General features: G+C 70.4%; 14 protein-coding genes. 6 read left to right on the top strand and 8 right to left on the bottom strand.

Annotated features, from left to right (window positions below; genetic code table 11):
* Positions 1–45 precede the first annotated feature (45 nt).
* Positions 46–1026 carry a DUF6397 family protein gene (locus tag ACGFY9_RS12165; protein ID WP_393753632.1) on the top strand — a complete coding sequence of 327 codons (981 nt, stop codon included), beginning with the start codon at positions 46–48 and terminating at the stop codon, positions 1024–1026.
* A gap of 21 nt (positions 1027–1047) precedes the next feature.
* Here ACGFY9_RS12165 and ACGFY9_RS12160 read toward each other — a convergent pair whose 3' ends face one another.
* Both ACGFY9_RS12160 and ACGFY9_RS12155 read right to left on the bottom strand, forming a co-directional pair.
* Positions 1048–1911 (bottom strand): acyl-CoA thioesterase II, encoded by an 864-nt coding sequence (locus ACGFY9_RS12160; protein ID WP_327405782.1) that lies wholly within the window; start codon positions 1909–1911, stop codon positions 1048–1050.
* A 19-nt stretch (positions 1912–1930) separates the two neighbouring features.
* The gene (locus tag ACGFY9_RS12155) at positions 1931–4444 is read right to left on the bottom strand and encodes a DUF3516 domain-containing protein (RefSeq protein ID WP_393753631.1); all 2514 of its coding nucleotides are present in this window, start codon (positions 4442–4444) and stop codon (positions 1931–1933) included.
* A 145-nt stretch (positions 4445–4589) separates the two neighbouring features.
* Here ACGFY9_RS12155 and ACGFY9_RS12150 point away from each other — a divergent pair, with 145 nt between their 5' ends.
* Positions 4590–5381 (top strand): metal-dependent hydrolase, encoded by a 792-nt coding sequence (locus tag ACGFY9_RS12150; RefSeq protein WP_393753630.1) that lies wholly within the window; start codon positions 4590–4592, stop codon positions 5379–5381.
* Between the two features lie 38 nt (positions 5382–5419).
* Here ACGFY9_RS12150 and ACGFY9_RS12145 read toward each other — a convergent pair whose 3' ends face one another.
* From ACGFY9_RS12145 to ACGFY9_RS12130, 4 genes are all read right to left on the bottom strand, one after another.
* Positions 5420–5692 (bottom strand): type B 50S ribosomal protein L31, encoded by a 273-nt coding sequence (locus ACGFY9_RS12145; protein ID WP_366498596.1) that lies wholly within the window; start codon positions 5690–5692, stop codon positions 5420–5422.
* 51 nt (positions 5693–5743) lie between these two features.
* Positions 5744–6220 (bottom strand): DUF5709 domain-containing protein, encoded by a 477-nt coding sequence (locus ACGFY9_RS12140; protein WP_393753629.1) that lies wholly within the window; start codon positions 6218–6220, stop codon positions 5744–5746.
* A 330-nt stretch (positions 6221–6550) separates the two neighbouring features.
* Entirely contained in the window at positions 6551–8332 is a 1782-nt protein-coding gene (locus tag ACGFY9_RS12135; protein ID WP_393753628.1) for an ABC transporter ATP-binding protein, read from the bottom strand.
* Positions 8329–10341 carry an ABC transporter ATP-binding protein gene (locus tag ACGFY9_RS12130; RefSeq protein WP_393753627.1) on the bottom strand — a complete coding sequence of 671 codons (2013 nt, stop codon included), beginning with the start codon at positions 10339–10341 and terminating at the stop codon, positions 8329–8331. The genes ACGFY9_RS12135 and ACGFY9_RS12130 overlap by 4 nt, the downstream gene beginning before the upstream one ends.
* Before the next feature lie 227 nt (positions 10342–10568).
* On the opposite strand from ACGFY9_RS12130, the gene ACGFY9_RS12125 reads away from it, so the two are divergent.
* The 3 genes from ACGFY9_RS12125 to ACGFY9_RS12115 all read left to right on the top strand — a co-directional run bounded on the left by ACGFY9_RS12125 (position 10569) and on the right by ACGFY9_RS12115 (position 14541).
* Complete coding sequence (locus tag ACGFY9_RS12125; protein WP_393753626.1) at positions 10569–11330, top strand: L,D-transpeptidase family protein; 762 nt, start codon at positions 10569–10571, stop codon at positions 11328–11330.
* A 10-nt stretch (positions 11331–11340) separates the two neighbouring features.
* Positions 11341–12981: a peptide-N4-asparagine amidase gene (locus ACGFY9_RS12120; protein ID WP_393753625.1), complete on the top strand. Its 1641-nt coding sequence runs from the start codon at positions 11341–11343 to the stop codon at positions 12979–12981.
* A gap of 174 nt (positions 12982–13155) precedes the next feature.
* On the top strand, positions 13156–14541 hold the full coding sequence (locus tag ACGFY9_RS12115) for a cation:dicarboxylate symporter family transporter (RefSeq protein WP_393753624.1): 1386 nt from the start codon (positions 13156–13158) through the stop codon (positions 14539–14541).
* A 77-nt stretch (positions 14542–14618) separates the two neighbouring features.
* Here ACGFY9_RS12115 and ACGFY9_RS12110 read toward each other — a convergent pair whose 3' ends face one another.
* Positions 14619–15470, bottom strand: a complete 852-nt coding sequence (locus ACGFY9_RS12110; RefSeq protein ID WP_393753623.1) for an SDR family NAD(P)-dependent oxidoreductase — start codon at positions 15468–15470, stop codon at positions 14619–14621.
* Between the two features lie 83 nt (positions 15471–15553).
* Here ACGFY9_RS12110 and ACGFY9_RS12105 point away from each other — a divergent pair, with 83 nt between their 5' ends.
* Entirely contained in the window at positions 15554–16237 is a 684-nt protein-coding gene (locus tag ACGFY9_RS12105) for a TetR family transcriptional regulator (RefSeq protein WP_393753622.1), read from the top strand.
* A gap of 22 nt (positions 16238–16259) precedes the next feature.
* Here ACGFY9_RS12105 and ACGFY9_RS12100 read toward each other — a convergent pair whose 3' ends face one another.
* The gene (locus ACGFY9_RS12100; protein WP_393753621.1) at positions 16260–17228 is read right to left on the bottom strand and encodes a GlxA family transcriptional regulator; all 969 of its coding nucleotides are present in this window, start codon (positions 17226–17228) and stop codon (positions 16260–16262) included.
* Positions 17229–17259 lie beyond the last annotated feature (31 nt).

Here is a 17259-nt window from a genome sequence, read left to right as displayed (position 1 = left end):
AAGCGCACACAGCGTGAGCATTGGACTCCGCGGGGGAGATCGACCATGGCAGGAAACACCATCACCAAACCGTCCGACCTCTCGTGCACGCCCAGTCGCGCGGCACGGGAACTGGGGCTCAAGCGAGGCGAGTTCGACCTCGCCGTACATCTCGGACGCATCCGCACCGCGCCCGACGAAGGAGGCGGCGGCCGACGCGTCACCCACGCCGAGATCGACCGACTGCGCTCGGCGGACGGCTTCCCGGAAACACTTCTGGAAAGCGTCAGGACCGTGGGCACGACGGACGGCGCGGCCCTCATGCAGGTCACTTCCGCCAGGTTCACCCGCCTCGCCCGGCTGGGACTGGTGGTGCCGGTGAAGTTCTACCTCAACCGCTATCGGGCCGTCGTCTGGCTCTATCTCGCCGAAGAACTACGGCAGTTCGCGGCCGACAAGAACCACACCGCCCTGCTGAACGGCCGCACGCCCGAGGGAATGAGGGACCAACTGCAAGAGGGCCTGGACCTACGGCCCCGCAACTGGCGCGGACGGCATCTCGGGTTCCTGCTCCGCCAGGCCGACAGCCCGTGGGAGCGCGCCGGCGCCCTGGCCGCGCTGCTCGATCCCGTCCAGGTCGCGGAGATCGTCCAGGACCCGTACGAGCGCGCCTACTTGAACCGCTTCCGGCCTGACCCGCCCGCCCACGGGGCTCCCGGTTCGCCCGCCGCCCGCCTCGCCGAACGGATCATGACGGCGGAGGACCCGGACGAGATCAGCTGGCTGCGAGCGGATCTGGCCCAGGTGCTGGGCGAGGCACGCGGCCACCGTCCCGCGCCACGACCGGCAGCCGAACCGACCGCGCCACGGTCGACCGTCGAACGGGCCGCACCACGACCGACCCGCGAACCGGCTGGATCTCCGCCGACCGCCGAACCTGTCGGACCGCCGACGGCCCTGAGCGAACACCCGCCGGAGCAGGAACCGGCGCCGGAACCCCAGCGATCACGCGGCATGTTGGGCTGGCTGCGCCGCAGAAGCGCGTGAGCCGACGCGCACGTCCACCAGCTACAGCGCTCTGAACAGCCCTTCCTGGACGACCGAGACGAGCAGGCGTCCCTCCAGGTCGTAGATGCGCCCGCGGGCCAGACCGCGGCCGCCCGTCGCGATCGGGGACTCCTGGTCGTAAAGGAACCACTCGTCCGCGCGGAACGGCCGGTGGAACCACATGGCGTGATCCAGCGACGCCATGTCGAAGTTCCGCGGCCCCCACAGGGGTTCGACGGGGATCCGGACGGCGTCCAGGAGCGTCATGTCGCTGGCGTACGTCAGCGCGCAGGTGTGCACCAGCGGATCGTCGCCGAGCGGCCCGACCGCGCGCATCCACACCGCGCTGCGCGGCTCGGCGTCCTTGATCTCCTCGGCGCTCCAGCGCAGCCCGTCCGCGTACCGGATGTCGAAGGGCTGACGGCGTGCCATCCGCTCCAACTGCTCGGGCAGCACGCCCAGATGGGCCCGGACCTCCTCCGACACCGTCGGCAGGGACTCCGGGTCCGGGACCTCGCGGGCCGGCAGCTGGTGCTCGAAGGGACCTTGCTCAGGCTTGTGAAAGGAGGCGGTGAGATTGAAGATCGTGCGGCCCTGCTGCACGCCGGTGACCCGACGGGTGGTGAACGACCTCCCGTCCCGCACCCGCTCGACCTGGTACACGATCGGCACGCCCGGCCGGCCCGGGCGCAGGAAGTACGCGTGCAGCGAGTGCACGGGCCGGTCGCCCTCCGTGGTGCGGCCCGCGGCGACCAGCGCCTGGCCCGCCACCTGGCCGCCGAAGACCCGCTGCAGGGACTCGTGCGGGCTGCGGCCACGGAAGATGTTGACCTCGATCTGCTCCAGGTCGAGCAGGTCGACGAGCCGCTCTGCCGGGTTCGTCATGGGTGGGATTCTCCTGTGCTCACAGCTGGCCGACGTCGGTGACACGGACGACCGCACGGCCCTCCGTGTCGGAGGCCGCGAGATCGATCTCCGCGCTGATGCCCCAGTCATGATCGCCGTTCGGGTCGGCGAAAATCTGCCGAACGCGCCACAGGTTGTGCTGCGGCTCCTCCTCGATGAGCAGGAGCTTGGGCCCGCGGGCATCGGGGCCGGTGCCGAGGTCCTCGTACTCGTCCCAGTACTTGTCCATCGCCTCGCCCCAGGCGTCAGCGTCCCAGCCCGCCTCGGCGTCCAGCTCGCCCAGCTCGTCGACATGGTCGAGGGCGGCGAGTTCGACGCGGCGGAACATCGCGTTGCGGACGAGGACACGGAAGGCACGCGCGTTCGCGGTGACCGGCTTGACCTGGTCGGCCTTCTCCTGCGCCTCCTCGGCGGTCATCTCCGCCGGGTTGGCCAGCTGCTCCCACTCGTCCAGCAGACTGGAGTCGACCTGGCGCACCATCTCGCCGAGCCAGGCGATCAGATCCTCCAGGTCCTCGGACTTGAGGTCGTCCGGGACGGTGTGGTCGAGGGCCTTGAAGGCGCTGGCGAGGTACCGCAGCACGATGCCCTCCGTACGGGCCAGCTCGTAGTACGAGGTCAACTCCGTGAAGGACATGGCCCGTTCGTACATGTCACGGATCACGGACTTCGGGGACAGCGGATGGTCGCCGACCCACGGGTGGCTCTTGCGGTACGTGTTGTACGCGTGGAAGAGCAACTCCTCCAGCGGCTTGGGGTAGCTGACGTCCTGGAGGCGCTCCATGCGGTCCTCGTACTCGACGCCGTCCGCCTTCATCGCGGCGACGGCCTCGCCGCGCGCCTTGTTCTGCTGGGCGGCCAGGATCTGCCGCGGGTCGTCCAGCGTGGACTCGACCACGGACACCATGTCCAGCGCGTACGACGGCGATTCGGGGTCCAGCAGCTCGAACGCGGCGAGCGCGAACGTCGACAGCGGCTGGTTGAGGGCGAAGTCCTGCTGCAGATCGACCGTGAGACGCACGATGCGGCCCTCGGCATCCGGAGTGTCGAGCTTCTCGACGATGCCGCCGTCCAGGAGCGAGCGGTAGATGGCGATCGCACGCCGGATGTGCCGCAACTGCTGCTTGCGCGGCTCGTGGTTGTCCTCCAGGAGATGCCGCATCGCGTCGAAGGCGTTGCCGGGACGGGCGATCACCGACAGCAGCATCGTGTGCGTGACCCGGAAGCGGGACGTCAACGGCTCCGGCTCGGAGGTGATGAGCTTCTCGAAGGTGCTGTCCGACCAGCCGACGAAGCCCTCGGGCGCCTTCTTGCGGACGACCTTCCGGCGCTTCTTCGGGTCGTCGCCCGCCTTGGCGAGCGCCTTCTCGTTCTCGACGACGTGCTCGGGGGCCTGCGCGACCACCAGACCCGCCGTGTCGAAACCGGCCCGTCCGGCGCGGCCCGCGATCTGGTGGAACTCACGGGCGCGCAGCGTGCGCACCCGGATGCCGTCGTACTTCGCCAGGGCCGTGAACAGCACGGTGCGGATGGGCACGTTGACGCCCACCCCGAGCGTGTCCGTACCGCAGATGACCTTCAACAGGCCCGCCTGCGCGAGCTTCTCCACCAGGCGCCGGTACTTGGGCAGCATGCCGGCGTGGTGCACACCGATGCCGTGCCGTACGTAACGGGACAGGTTGCGGCCGAACTTGGTGGTGAAGCGGAAGTTGCCGATCAGCTCGGCGATCTGGTCCTTCTCCTCGCGCGAGCACATGTTGATGCTCATCAGCGCCTGCGCCCGCTCCACGGCCTGCGCCTGGGTGAAATGCACGATGTAGACCGGCGCCTGCCTGGTCTCCAGCAGCTCTGTCAGCGTCTCGGTGAGCGGGGTCAGCTTGTACTCGTAGGACAGTGGCACCGGCCGGGTCGCCGAGCGGACCACCGAAGTGGGGCGCCCGGTGCGGCGGGTGAGGTCCTTCTCGAACATCGCGACGTCGCCGAGCGTGGCCGACATCAGGATGAACTGCGCCTGCGGCAGCTCCAGGATCGGGATCTGCCAGGCCCAGCCGCGGTCCGCCTCCGCGTAGAAGTGGAACTCGTCCATGACGACCTGGCCGACGTCCGCGTGCCTGCCGTCCCGCAGCGCGATCGACGCGAGGACCTCCGCGGTGCAGCAGATGATCGGGGCGTCGGAGTTGACGGACGCGTCGCCGGTCAGCATGCCGACGTTCTCGGTGCCGAACATCTTGCACAGCTCGAAGAACTTCTCCGAGACCAGGGCCTTGATCGGGGCGGTGTAGAAGGTGACCTCGTCCCGGGCCAGCGCGGCGAAGTGCGCACCGGCGGCGATCATGCTCTTGCCGGAGCCGGTGGGCGTCGACACGATCACGTTCGCACCGGAGACCACCTCGATCAGCGCCTCCTCCTGATGGGGGTAGAGCGTGAGACCGCGCTCCCGGGCCCACGACTCGAAGGCTTCGTAGAGGGCGTCGGGATCTGCGGTCGGCGGCAACTGGTCGATGAGGGTCACGACCCCATCTTGCCTGGCGTGGTGGCCGATGGGGGAATCGGCTGCGGGGACGAAGATCGCTACCGCTACGCTGTGTCGCCGACGGAGTGTCAGGGCGCCCGAGCAACTGACCGGCGGCGTAAGAGGAATGGGGCGGGGAACGGCCATGATGGGACCAGCACACTCACTGTCGGGAGCGGCGGCCTGGCTCGGCGTCGGAGCCGCGGCCGCAGCGGCCGGACACGCGATGCCCTGGCCGGTGATCCTCGTGGGCGCCCTGATCTGTGCCGGTGCCGCGCTCGCCCCGGACCTCGACCACAAGGCGGCGACCATCTCCCGGGCCTTCGGACCCGTCTCCCGGGGCCTGTGCGAGATCGTCGACAAGCTTTCGTACGCCGCGTACAAGGGGACCAGGAAGCAGGGCGACCCGCGTCGCTCCGGCGGGCACCGCACCCTCACCCACACCTGGCTGTGGGCGGTCCTGATCGGGGCGGGGAGCTCGGCCGTGGCGATCCTGGGCGGCCGCTGGGGGGTGCTGGCGATCCTCTTCGTGCACATGGTGCTGGCCATCGAGGGTCTGCTGTGGCGGGCGGCCCGCGGCTCCAGCAGCGACATCCTGGTGTGGCTGCTGGCGGCGACCAGCGCGTGGATCCTCGCCGGCGTGCTGGACAAGCCGGGCAACGGCTCGAACTGGCTGTTCACGGAGCAGCACCAGTACCTGTGGCTGGGACTGCCGGTCGTGCTCGGTGCGCTGGTGCACGACATCGGGGACGCCCTGACCGTCTCCGGCTGCCCGATCCTGTGGCCGATCCCGTTGGGCCGCAAGCGCTGGTACCCGATCGGACCGCCGAAGGTGATGCGGTTCCGCGCGGGCAGCTGGGTCGAGCTCAAGGTGCTGATGCCGGCGTTCATACTCCTCGGCGGAGTGGGCTGCGCGGCGGCGCTCAACGTGATCTGACGCCCGGCGTCAGTTCCGGCTTCGGCGCGGGCGGTGACCTACGCCCCGCCGGAACCCTGGCCCGCCTCGCCGCCGCCGTAGCGCCGCTCGAACTGGGCGATGCGGCCCTCCGTGTCCACCGTCCGCGCCTTGCCGGTGTAGAAGGGGTGGCTCTCCGAGGAGATCTCCACGTCCACGACCGGGTAGGTCTCGCCGTCGTCCCACTCGATGGTCCGGTCGCTGGTCGCGGTGGACCGGGTCAGGAAGGCGTATCCGGCGGCGCGGTCCCGGAAGACCACGGGGTGGTAGTCGGGCTGCTTGTCCTGCTGCATGGCTGCTCCTCCTGCGACGGTGGTGCGGTTGACGGCGAAGGGCCGGCGAGGTCAGCCGTAGAGGGAGTCCTCGTCCTCGTCGACGATGTGCATCGCGGCCTCCTCGGCGGAGGCGGCGGCACCGTCGATGCCCACGTCCGTGGCGATCAGGCCGCTCTCCTCGTCCTCGTGCGCCCCTTCGTCGGGTGCCACGAGCCGACCGGAGCGGACGTCGCCGACCTCGATGTCCCGGAGTTCGCCGTCGGTGTCCTCGGAGTCGCCGAGGCCGTCGCCGTCGGACATGGCGAGATCGGGGACCTCCTCGGCGAGGCGCTGGTCGAGCGTCTCGCCGTGCTGACGCTCCGCGGCCGTCACATCGTCGCGTTCCACCGCCCAGGGGCGGTCCGGCGGGGACCAGCCGCGGTCGAGGGGGTCCTCGACGCCGTCGGCCACCAGGGTGTCCTCCGCGTCGAGCAGACCCGCGTCGTCCTGCACCTCGGATCCGTCGGGCTGGTAGACGTCGTCTCCCCATCCGTCGGCGCTGTTCACGGGTACCTCCAGGTGGTGGGGACCGGCCCGTTCTCACCGCGGTCGGCGGCGGGTAGCCGCTGTGCGGGGCACAGTCGGCGCCCGGTACGAACCACATGGTCCCCGGGCACTCCCCGAACCGGTGCCGCTCCCCAGCCTTCCACCCCTTCTTCCCCGGGCGCAACGGCAGGCGTCCGGTTCCGGTGCGGTACAGCGCCCCGAAAGGGGCGCGGGGAACTGCGCGACCAGCCCCCACCGGTCCGCAGGTCACTCACTTCCCGCCCCGACGAGCCCCCACCGACCCGCAGGTTCCCACGCACCCGCACCCCAGTGACCGCTCGACCAGCGGAGCTACCCGTGCCACGACCGCCACAACGCCGCGTACGCCCCCTCCGCCGCCACCAACTCGTCATGGCTCCCCAGCTCGCTGATCCGCCCGTTCTCGACGACGGCGATGACGTCCGCGTCATGGGCGGTGTGCAGGCGGTGGGCGATCGCGACGACCGTGCGGCCGTCGAGGACGCGGGCCAGGGACCGTTCGAGGTGCCGGGCCGCACGCGGGTCGAGGAGCGAGGTCGCCTCGTCCAGGACCAGCGTGTGCGGGTCGGCCAGCACCAGCCGGGCCAGCGCGATCTGCTGGGCCTGGGCCGGGGTGAGCGCGAGCCCGCCCGAGCCGACCTCGGTGTCCAGGCCGTCGTCCAGCGCCCGCGCCCACCCGTCCGCGTCGACCGCGCCCAGCGCCGCCCACAGCTCGGCGTCCGCCGCGTCGGTGCGGGCGAGCAGGAGGTTGTCGCGCAGGGAGCCCACGAAGACGTGGTGCTCCTGGTTGACGAGGGCCACATGGGAGCGGACGTGTTCCGCGGTCATCCGGGACAGTTCGGCGCCGCCGAGCGTGATCCGGCCGTCCCGGGGCGCGTAGATGCCGGCGAGCAGCCTGCCCAGGGTGGACTTGCCCGCGCCCGAGGGGCCGACCAGGGCCAGCCGGGTGCCGGGCGCGACCTCCAGGGACACCTTGCGGAGCACGTCGACGCCCTCGCGGTAGCCGAAGTGCACCCGGTCCGCGTGCACGTCCCGGCCCTCGGGGGACAGCGTGGCGTCCCCGGCGTCGGGCTCGATGTCGCGGACGCCGACCAGCCGGGCCAGCGAGACCTGGGCGACCTGAAGCTCGTCGTACCAGCGCAGGATCAGGTTCACCGGGTCGACGAGCATCTGCGCGATCAGGGCGCCCGTCGTCAGTTCGCCCACCCCGATCCAGCCCTGGAGGACGAACACCCCGCCGAGCATCAGGACCGAGCAGAGCACCGTGACATGCGTGATGTTGATGACCGGGAAGAGCACCGACCGCAGCCAGAGCGTGTAGTTCTCCCAGGCGGTCCACTCCTTGACGCGGCGCTCGGAGAGGGCGATGCGCCGGTCGCCGAGGCGGTGGGACTCGATGGTGCGGCCGGCGTCCACGGTCTCGGCGAGGGCCGCGGCCACGGCGGCGTACCCCGCGGCCTCGGAGCGGTAGCCGGCCGGTGCGCGCTTGAAGTACCAGCGGCAGCCGATCACCAGCACCGGCACCGCGATCAGCACGGCGGGCGCCAGCGCCGGCACGGTGACGACCAGACCGCCGAGCAGCAGCACCGCCCACACCACGCCGATCGCCAGTTGCGGCACGGCCTCGCGCATCGCGTTGGCGAGCCGGTCGATGTCTGTGGTGATGCGGGACAGGAGATCGCCGGTGCCCGCCCGTTCCAGGACGCCCGGCGGCAGCCCGACCGACCGGACGAGGAAGTCCTCGCGCAGGTCGGCCAGCATCCGCTCGCCGAGCATCGCGCCGCGCAACCGCACCTGCCGGATGAACAGGGCCTGCACGGCGAGCGCGGCCACGAACACCCCGATGGTCAGGCCGAGATGGAGTTCCCGCGCGCCGTCCGACACCCGCTCGACGAGATCGCCGAGCAGATAGGGGCCCACCATCGAGGCGATCACGGCGACCGTGTTCACGCTGACGAGAAGGAGGAAGGCGCGGCGGTGCCGCTGGAACAGTTCGGACACGTAGGCGCGTACGGTCGCGGGGGCTCCGACCGGCAGGGTGTTCGCCGTGGTCGGGGCCGCCGGGTCGTAGGCCGGGGGCGCCACGCCGATCATGCGCTCTCCTCGATTTCTTCCAGTGCGCTCCGCAGCGCGGCTTCGTCGTCGTCCAAGGCGGCCCGCAGCGAGCCCCCGTCGTCGTCCTCGGCACCCCGGAGAGGAGCCTCGTCATGGTTCGACTCGCCCCGTGCGGCGGCCTTGCCGTGTGCCGCGGCGCCTTGCGGAGCGGTGCCCTCGTCGTGTTCCACGGCACGCCGGAGCGGGACCGCACGGGATTCCAACTCACCCCGCAGGGAGGCCTGTTCGTCGTCCAGCGCCTCCCGCAGCGCGGACTCGTCCTCGGTCTCCCGGGTCACTACGGCGCGGTACCGGGGCTCGCTGCGAAGCAGATCGCGATGGGTGCCGACCGCCACCACCGCGCCCTCGTGCACCAGCACGACCCGGTCCGCGTGGTCCAGGAGCAGGGGCGAGGAGGTGAACACCACCGTGGTCCGGCCGGTCCTCAACTCCCGTACGCCGTCGGCGATCCGGGCCTCGGTGTGGGAGTCGACGGCCGAGGTCGGCTCGTCCAGGACGAGGACCTTCGGGTCCGTGATCAACGACCGCGCCAGGGCGAGCCGTTGGCGCTGGCCGCCGGACAGGGAACGTCCGCGTTCGGTGATGCGGGCGTCCATCGGGTCCTCGGTGTCGAGAGAGCCCTGCGCGAGCGCCACCAGCACGTCCCCACACTGCGCGGCGGCCAGGGCCTCCTCCGCGCCGACCGCACCCGAGGCGGGCACGTCGAGCAGCTCACGCAGCGAACCGGACAGCAGCACCGGGTCCTTGTCCTGGACGAGGACGGCGGTGCGCGCCGACTCGAGGGGGAGTTCGTCGAGCGGTACGCCGTCCAGGAGCACGGAGACGCCCTCCTCGGCGGGGTGTCCGCCGAGGCGTTCCGCCAGCCGCCCGGCCGCGTCCGGGTCGCCGCACACCACGGCGGTGAGCCGGCCGGAGGAAGCGAGCAGACCGGTGTCCGGGTCGTACAGATCCCCGGCGGGCACCTCGGCCGCGCGCGTCCCCACGGTGTCGGTGACCCGCTCCAGGGACAGCACGCGTGCGGCGCGTTTGGCCGAGGGCCGGGAGAAGGAGTACGCCATCGCGATCTCCTCGAAGTGCCGCAGCGGGTAGGACATGATCATCACCGCGCTGTAGACGGTGACAAGTTCGCCGACGGTGACCCGTCCCTCGCGGGCCAGCCGCACGCCGTGCCAGACGATCGCGATCAGCAGCAGCCCCGGCATCAGCACCTGGATCGCGGAGATGACCGCCCACATCCGGGCACTGCGCACGGCCGCGTGGCGCACCTCCTGGGAGGCGCGGCGATAGCGGTCGAGGAACAGTTCCTCGCCGCCGATGCCGCGCAGCACCCGCAGTCCGGCGACGGTGTCGGAGGCGAGTTCGGTGGCGCGGCCCGCCTTCTCGCGCTGCACGTCGGCGCGCCGGGTGGCACGGGGCAGCAGCGGCAGCACGGAGACCGCCAGCACGGGCACACCCACGGCGACGACGACACCGAGCGCGGGCTGGTACAGGAACAGCCCGACGCACGCGATGACGAGCGTCAGCGCGGCGGCCAGGAAGCGGGACAGCGCCTCCACGAACCAGCCGATCTTCTCGACGTCCCCCGTGGACACGGCCACGACCTCACCGGCGGCGACCCGCCGGGTCAGCGCCGAGCCGAGGTGGGCCGCCTGGCGGGCCAGTAGTTGCTGGACGCGGGCGGCGGCCGTGATCCAGTTGGTGACGGCGGCCCGGTGCAGGAAGGTGTCGCCCAGGGCGATGCCCGCCCCGCACAGCACCATCAGCCCGCCGGTCAGGGCCAGCCGGCTCCCGGAGCGTTCGACCACGGCCTGCACGGCGAACCCCACACAGAACGGCAGCGCGGAGACGGACACGAAGTGCAGCAGCCCCCAGGCCAGGGACTTGAGCTGTCCACCGAGCTGATTCCGGCCGAGCCACCACAGGAATCGGGGCCCCGAGCGCGCGTCCGGCACACCCGGGTCGGGATACGGAAGGTCTTGAATCTGCATGACGTCCCAGTGGCTCTTGTTCAGGCGGGAAGGGGGAGGAGGGAACCGCGGAGCGCGGCGACGGACCGCGAGCGGAACGCGGCAACAAACCGTGAAAGGTTCGCGTCGCAGCGTGGTCGGAAGCAAGCGGTTTTCCCCGCCGGGGGTCAGAACCGGCGTTCACCCATCAGGGGCGAGATGTCCGTGACCTCACGCAATGCCACCGAATGCGATGTGACCATGGCCCGATGCAGAGTGGCGGCACACGACGTGCGACGGTCGCGATGGCGGCTCTCGGTTCCCTCCTGACGATGACGACCCTGTCCGCGTGCGGCAGCGCGCACACCGGACACCCCGGCGGCGCGGAAGGGAGACCCGGCGCCCAGGCGACCCACCCGAGACCGGCCGTGACCACCTCCGCCCCTGACCCGACCCGCATCCCGGACGTCGGTGACCGGCTCCAGCGCGCCATCCCCACCGACACGAGCCAGGTCCTGACGGTCTACGGCGACGGTAAGGACTCCTCGGACTCCACCGCCGTCCTGTTCACCAAGAACGGCTCCACCTGGGACCGGACCGCCGGCTGGCCCGCGCACAACGGCAAGCTGGGCTGGACCACCGACCACCACCTCGGCGACAAGCGCAGCCCCGTCGGCGTGTTCACGCTGACCGCGGCGGGCGGTGTGCTCGACGACCCGGGCACGGCGCTCCCGTACTCCCAGGACGAGTCGTACGAGGCGCCGCGCGACTGGGACGAGTCGCACTGGCACGACTTCGACTACGTCATCGCCATCGACTACAACCGCGTCCCCGGCACCCCGCCCGACGACGCGGAGCAGCCCGAGGGCGAGGACAAGGGTGGCGGGATCTGGCTGCACCTGGACCACGGCAGCGGTACGTCGGCCTGCGTCAGCCTGTCCAAGGAGGCGATGGAGTACCTGCTGCGCACACTCGACCCGGCCCGGCATCCCGTGGTGCTGATGGGGGACAGGGAGGACCTCAAGGGGTAGAACACCGCCCATGAGAAGCCGGATAGTCATGTCCATGCTCGCCGGAGCGACCCTCCTGGCGAGCACCCTCCTCGGCGCGAGCCCCGCTCAAGCGGCCGAAACGAAAACTCAAGCGGCCGATACCAAGGCTCAAGTCGCCGACGTCCCCGCCGAGTTCGGCACCGACTGGCACGACCCCATCACTGCCGCCCCGCCGATCAAGAAACCCGCGACGAAGTCCTGCCAAGTCACCCTCGCCGACACCGAGTTCCGCGACTTCACCCCGTACCAGGGCACCTACACCCCGCCCAAGGCATGCGGCGACCACTGGAGCAAGGTCGTCCTGAGACTGGACGGGACGGTTGCCGGACGGCAGTACGACCGACTCGGCTACCTGCACGTCGGCGGGGTCGAGATCCTCCGTACCTCCACACCGGAACCGTCGCCCGACGGCATCAAGTGGTCCGTGGAGAAGGACGTCACCCGCTACAGCGCCACCTTCCGCAGCGCGCAGGACGTCGAGATGCTCATCGGCAACGTCGTCGACGACACCTACACCGGCGTCATCGGAGTCAAGGCCACCCTGACGTTCTACGAGGGCAGACCCGCGGCTGCGCAGACCCCCGACCGCGTCCTCACCCTCGCCGCCGACTCGACCGTGACCACCCCGCGCAACACCGAACGGATCGTCGCCGAGGTCTACGCGACCGGATCCGGCGGCGGCTGCGAGGAGTTCTGGTATCTCGCGGTGCCCGACTCGGCGCCGTACTCCTGCCAGGCGGACAAGGGCCCCTACCGCGAGGTGCAGATCAAGGTCGACGGCCAACTAGCCGGAATCGCCGCCCCGTTCCCGAACGTGTGGACCGGAGGCTGGTCCGACCCCTTCCTCTGGTACGTCATTCCCGGCCCGCGCGCCTTCGACGTCAAGCCGATCGAATACGACCTCACACCCTTCGCCGGGCTGCTCAACGACGGCCGCCCGCACCACGTCGACGTCTCCGTCGTGGGCGTGCCCGAGGGGCAGAGCGGGTGGAGCGTGCCGGTGAACGTGCTCGTCTGGCAGGACGCGCAGCGCGCCCACGTCACCGGAAAGCTCACCCTCGACCGGGCGGGCAAGCTCGCCAACTCCTCGACGTACACGCCCGGTTCGGAGGAACGCGTGGACACCGACGCGGGCCATCGGCTGACCACGGCCGGATATGTCGACACCTCGCACGGCCGGGTGCGGACCACCGTCGACCGGACGCTCGCGAACACCTCCGTGCACCGTTGGATCGACGGCGAGAACATGGACGGGCTGGACGCGACCTGGACGGACGACGAGTCGGTGACCGCCGACGGGCGTGGACCGGCCCGGACGACGGCCACGCATCGGACGTACACGATGAACGGTGCGACGACGATCGGGACGGACGACCGGCTGCGTACCGTTCTCACGCTCGGCGACCGGGCGGCGGTCGTCGACACGCGGGACGGGCGGCGGACCGGGTGGTCGCGGCTCGACGACACCTACACCGGGGACGCGACCTACACGCTGAACGTGCCCCGCGACCAGCGGCACGCGGTCGGGACGTCGAGTGAGCGCTACCGGCTGTACGGCTCGGGCGGCTGCTACGACCGTTCGCTGACGACCGCGCAGGGGGTGCTCACCGAGGACCGCAGCGGCTGCTGACCTGCTGTGCGTGCGATGCGTCACTCAGGTGGGTGATTTACACGGCCGTCACACGGAGGTTTTCCGGACGATCAACAACGGCTTCAAAGTGTCCACTCGGAAGCCGCTTTCCGTATCGCAGAAGTCGCCCCCCATCGACTTCCGCGAACGACCGTCCCCCCTCAAGGAGTGCCCGTGCCGCCGTCCGTCCCGCCCCTGCCGCGACGCGTCGCACGCATACTGCGTACCTCACTCTTCGCGCAGGTCGCCTGCGCGCTCGTCCTCGGCATCCTCGTCGGAAAGCTGTGGCCCGACGTGGCCACGGACCTCCAGCCCCTCGGCGACGGATTCACCCGGCTCATCAAGACGATCATCTCGCCGCTCGTGTTCTGCGTGGTCGTCGTCGGTATCGCCAAGGCCGGTGACCTCAAGGCCTTCGGCCGGATCGGCCTCAAGGCGCTGATCTGGTTCGAGGTCGCCAGCACCGCGGCGCTGATCATCGGGCTGGTCCTCGCCAATGTGGTCCAGCCCGGTTCCGGGATGCACGTCGACCCGGCCACGCTCAACACCTCGGCGGTGGACGCGAAGACGGGCGGCGCCGCGCTGCCCTCGACGACCGAGTTCATCGTCAACGCGCTGCCCACCAGCTTCATCGGCGCCTTCGCCGAGAACTCCCTGCTCCAAGTCCTCATCCTGGCCTGCCTGGTGGGCGCCGCACTGCTCCACCTCGGCCATACCAAGGTGCCGCAGGTCCTGCCCGCGATCGAGCAGGCCCAGGAGATCATCTTCGCGATCGTCGGCTTCGTCATGCGACTCGCCCCGCTCGCCGTCTTCGGTGCGATGGCCGTCCTCGTCGGCCAGTACGGGCTCGGCGTCATGAAGACCTACGCCAAGCTGATCATCCTCTGCTATGTCGCCGCCGCGCTCTTCCTCGTGGTGCTCGCCGTCGCCCTGCGCATGGTCACCGGGCTCAGCCTCTGGAAGTTCCTCCGCTACATCCGTGAGGAGATGCTCCTCGCGCTCGGCACCGCCTCCACCGAGTCCGTCATGCCGCGCGTGATGCAGAAGCTGCGCAAGGCCGGCGCCCGGGACGACGCGGTCGGCCTGGTGCTGCCCACCGGCTACTCCTTCAACCTCGACGGCGCCTCCCTCTATCTCTCCATCGGCACGCTGTTCATCGCCCAGGCCGTCGGCGTCGACCTCAGCCTCGGCCAGCAGATCACCGTGATCCTGGTGCTCATGCTCACCAGCAAGGGCATGGCCGGCATCCCCGGTTCGGCCTTCCTCGCCCTGTCCGCGACCGCCTCCTCGTTGGGCGCGATCCCGGCCGGCGCGGTCGCCCTGCTCCTCGGCGTGGACCGCATCATGGACTCGATGCGCGTCGTCACCAACCTCCTCGGCAACTGCGTCGCCGTCTTCGCGGTCTCCCGCTGGGAAGGCGCCCTCGACATCGAGAAGGCCAAGAAGGTCCTCGACGGCGAGATCACGGACGTAGAAGAAGCCGTAGCGGAAGAGGGTGTGCCGGAAGAGGCGGAGATCCCCGCTCAGCGCGTCAAGGAGACTGCCCCCGAGGCCAGTTGAGGTTGCGGCAGTTCGTCGTGGCGGGCTGCGGCTCCTGCTCCGTTTCTACGGTGGGGAGTCGCGGCCCGTTTTTGTGGCTACGGGAGGTCGACCGGGTAGTCATGGTCGAAGTCGGCCGAGCGGCTCACCGTCTCCCATGCTGCCGCCTGCGCGATCTGGTCGCGTGAGTAGCTCTGCGCCATCTCGACCGCGATGACACCCAGGAGGAGATGAGACGGCAGGTTCGGCTGCTTGACGAGCCGGACCAGGATCTCCCCGGCCCGCTTCGGGTCGCCCGCGGCGGTCACGGGACCGTCGAAGAGGCGGATCACCGCGCCGACGGTCTCGTCGTACTCCGGCGGAACTTCCGGGATCTGCATCGACGAACCGGCCCAGTCGGTCGCGAAGCCGCCCGGTTCCACGACGAGGTACCTGATGCCGAACGGCGCGGTCTCGGCCGCGAGCACGCGCGTGAAGCCGTCGACCGCGAACTTCGCCGCCTGGTACGACCCGAGCCCGGGATTCCCGCCGACCCGGCCGCCGACGGACGAGAACTGTACGACTGTGCCCGCGCCCTGTGCCTTCAGGATCGGGAGCGCCGCCGTCGAGACGTTGTAGACGCCCCAGAAGTTCGTGTCGAACTGTCGGCGGAAGTCGTCCTCGGGTGTCGTCTCGACCGGGGAGAGATTGGCGTACCCGGCGTTGTTGACGACCACGTCGATCCTGCCGAAGCGGTCAACCCCCGCCTGTAGAGCGGCTGTTGCCGCTGCCCGGTCGGTGACGTCGAGCGCGACGGGGAGTACGCGGTCGCCGTACTTCTCCGCGAGGTCGTCCAGCTGCTCCGGCTTGCGGGCCGTCGCGACGACTTGGTCGCCGGCCTCCAGGGCCGCGGCGGTGAGGTTGCGGCCGAAGCCGCGGGACGAACCGGTGATGAACCATGTCTGAGTCATGCAGATAGCAAAACATCGTTTCGTTATTAATGCAACCCGGTTGCGCTAATTTAATGCAACCAAGTTGCGCTACGCTCTGGGGCATGAGCACGCCCAGTCCCCAGCGCGCCCGAAGTGCGGCGGCCAAGCAACAGCGCGAGAAGGCGATCCTCGACGCCGCCAGATCCCTCGGCGCCGAACGCAGCGTGCGCGAGGTCACGCTCACGGACATCGCCGCCGCCGTCGGCATGCACAAGTCCGCGATGCTTCGGTACTTCGAGACCCGGGAGCAGATCTTCCTGGCGCTGACCGCCGAAGGATGGGAGGACTGGTCGGCGGAGCTTCGGGTGCGGTTGAGTGACGTCGCCGACGGGGATTCCGACGCGGTAGCCGCCGTCATCGCGCGGACGCTCGTCGCGCGGCCGTTCTTCTGCGATCTGCTCGCTCAGGCGCCGTTGAACCTGGAACGCAACGTCTCACTCGACTCGGTGTACGAGTTCAAGACGGTCGTACTCGGCGTAGTCGCCTCGCTGGTAACCGAGTTGTGCCGGATGCTCGCGATCACCGAGCGTGCGGCCATCGATGTGATCGCCACGGCGACGAGCATGGCGGGGGCGCTGTTGCAGATGGCCGCCCCCGGTACCCGCCTCCGAACGCTCTACGAATCCCGCCCCGAGTTGGCGCATGCGCTGGTCGATGTCGAGCCCCAACTGACGCGCATCCTGGCCGCGTTGCTGACAGGGCTGCGGGCTGCCGCGACGCCAACACAGCCGTCCGGGCAAGCGTGACTCGAAGCCCGTGGGCCACAGCTCACGGCACGGGCGACTGGCCGCGCGTGCTCGCGAACCGGCTGCGATAGTGCGTCGGCGTCGTGTCCAAGTGGCGGGCGAAGGCGCGGCGGAGGGTCTCGTCGGTGCCCAGGCCGCTGTGGTGCGCCGCGGAGGTGACGCTGTGGCCTTCGAGGAGGAGATGCCGGGCGCGGTCGAGACGGACCCGTTCCACCCAACGGGCGGGCGTGGTGCCGAGTTCGGTGCGGAAGAGCCGGGTCAGGTGGCGGGGGCTGACGGCCACGGTCGCCGCCATGGCGGGCAGGCTGTGGTCGGCGGCCGGGTCGGCCAACACCGAGGTGATCAGTGACCGTAGCGGATCCGTGCGCGGTGGTGGGGTGGCGGTCGCGGCGGAGAACTGCGACTGCCCGCCCGGGCGTTGCATGAAGACGACCAGCTCGCGTGCGATGTCCCTGGCCACGTCCGCGCCGTGGTCGTCCTCGACGAGGGCGAGCGCCAGGTCGATCCCGGCGCTGATGCCCGCCGAGGTGACGAAGCGGTCGTCGCGGATGTGGATGGCGTCCGGTTCGACGCGCACGAGGGGGTAGCGGCGGGCCAGGGTCTCGGCGTGCCGCCAGTGGGTCGTGGCCGACCGGCCGTCCAGCAGGCCGAGTTGGGCGAGGACGAAGGCGCCCGTGCAGACGGAGGTGACCCGGGCGGCGTGCTCGGTGAGGGTGCGGGTCGCGGTCAACAGCCCTTCCTCGACGGGCTGTTGGGCCAGCCGGTCGCCCCCGGCGACCATGACCGTGTCGACCGGCCCTGCGTCGGCCGCGGTCACCGTACCGGTCAGTGTCAGCCCGTTCGAGGAGGTCACGGTGCCGCCGAGGGGCGAGACCAGCACCAGCTCGTAGGGATGGCCGAGCCGGCCCGACTGGTGCAGCACCTCGGCGGGACCGCTGACGTCGAGCATCGTCACGCCGTCGAAGACGAGGAATCCGACCCGGTGTGTCATGCCGGAAGCCGCATCTCAAGCCGCATCTCAA

It is taken from the genome of Streptomyces sp. NPDC048504 (genome assembly GCF_043200035.1).
GTDB lineage: Bacteria > Actinomycetota > Actinomycetes > Streptomycetales > Streptomycetaceae > Streptomyces.
The sequence above is the reverse complement of the archived record's forward strand: the minus strand, read 5'-3'. Positions and strand labels throughout refer to the sequence as shown.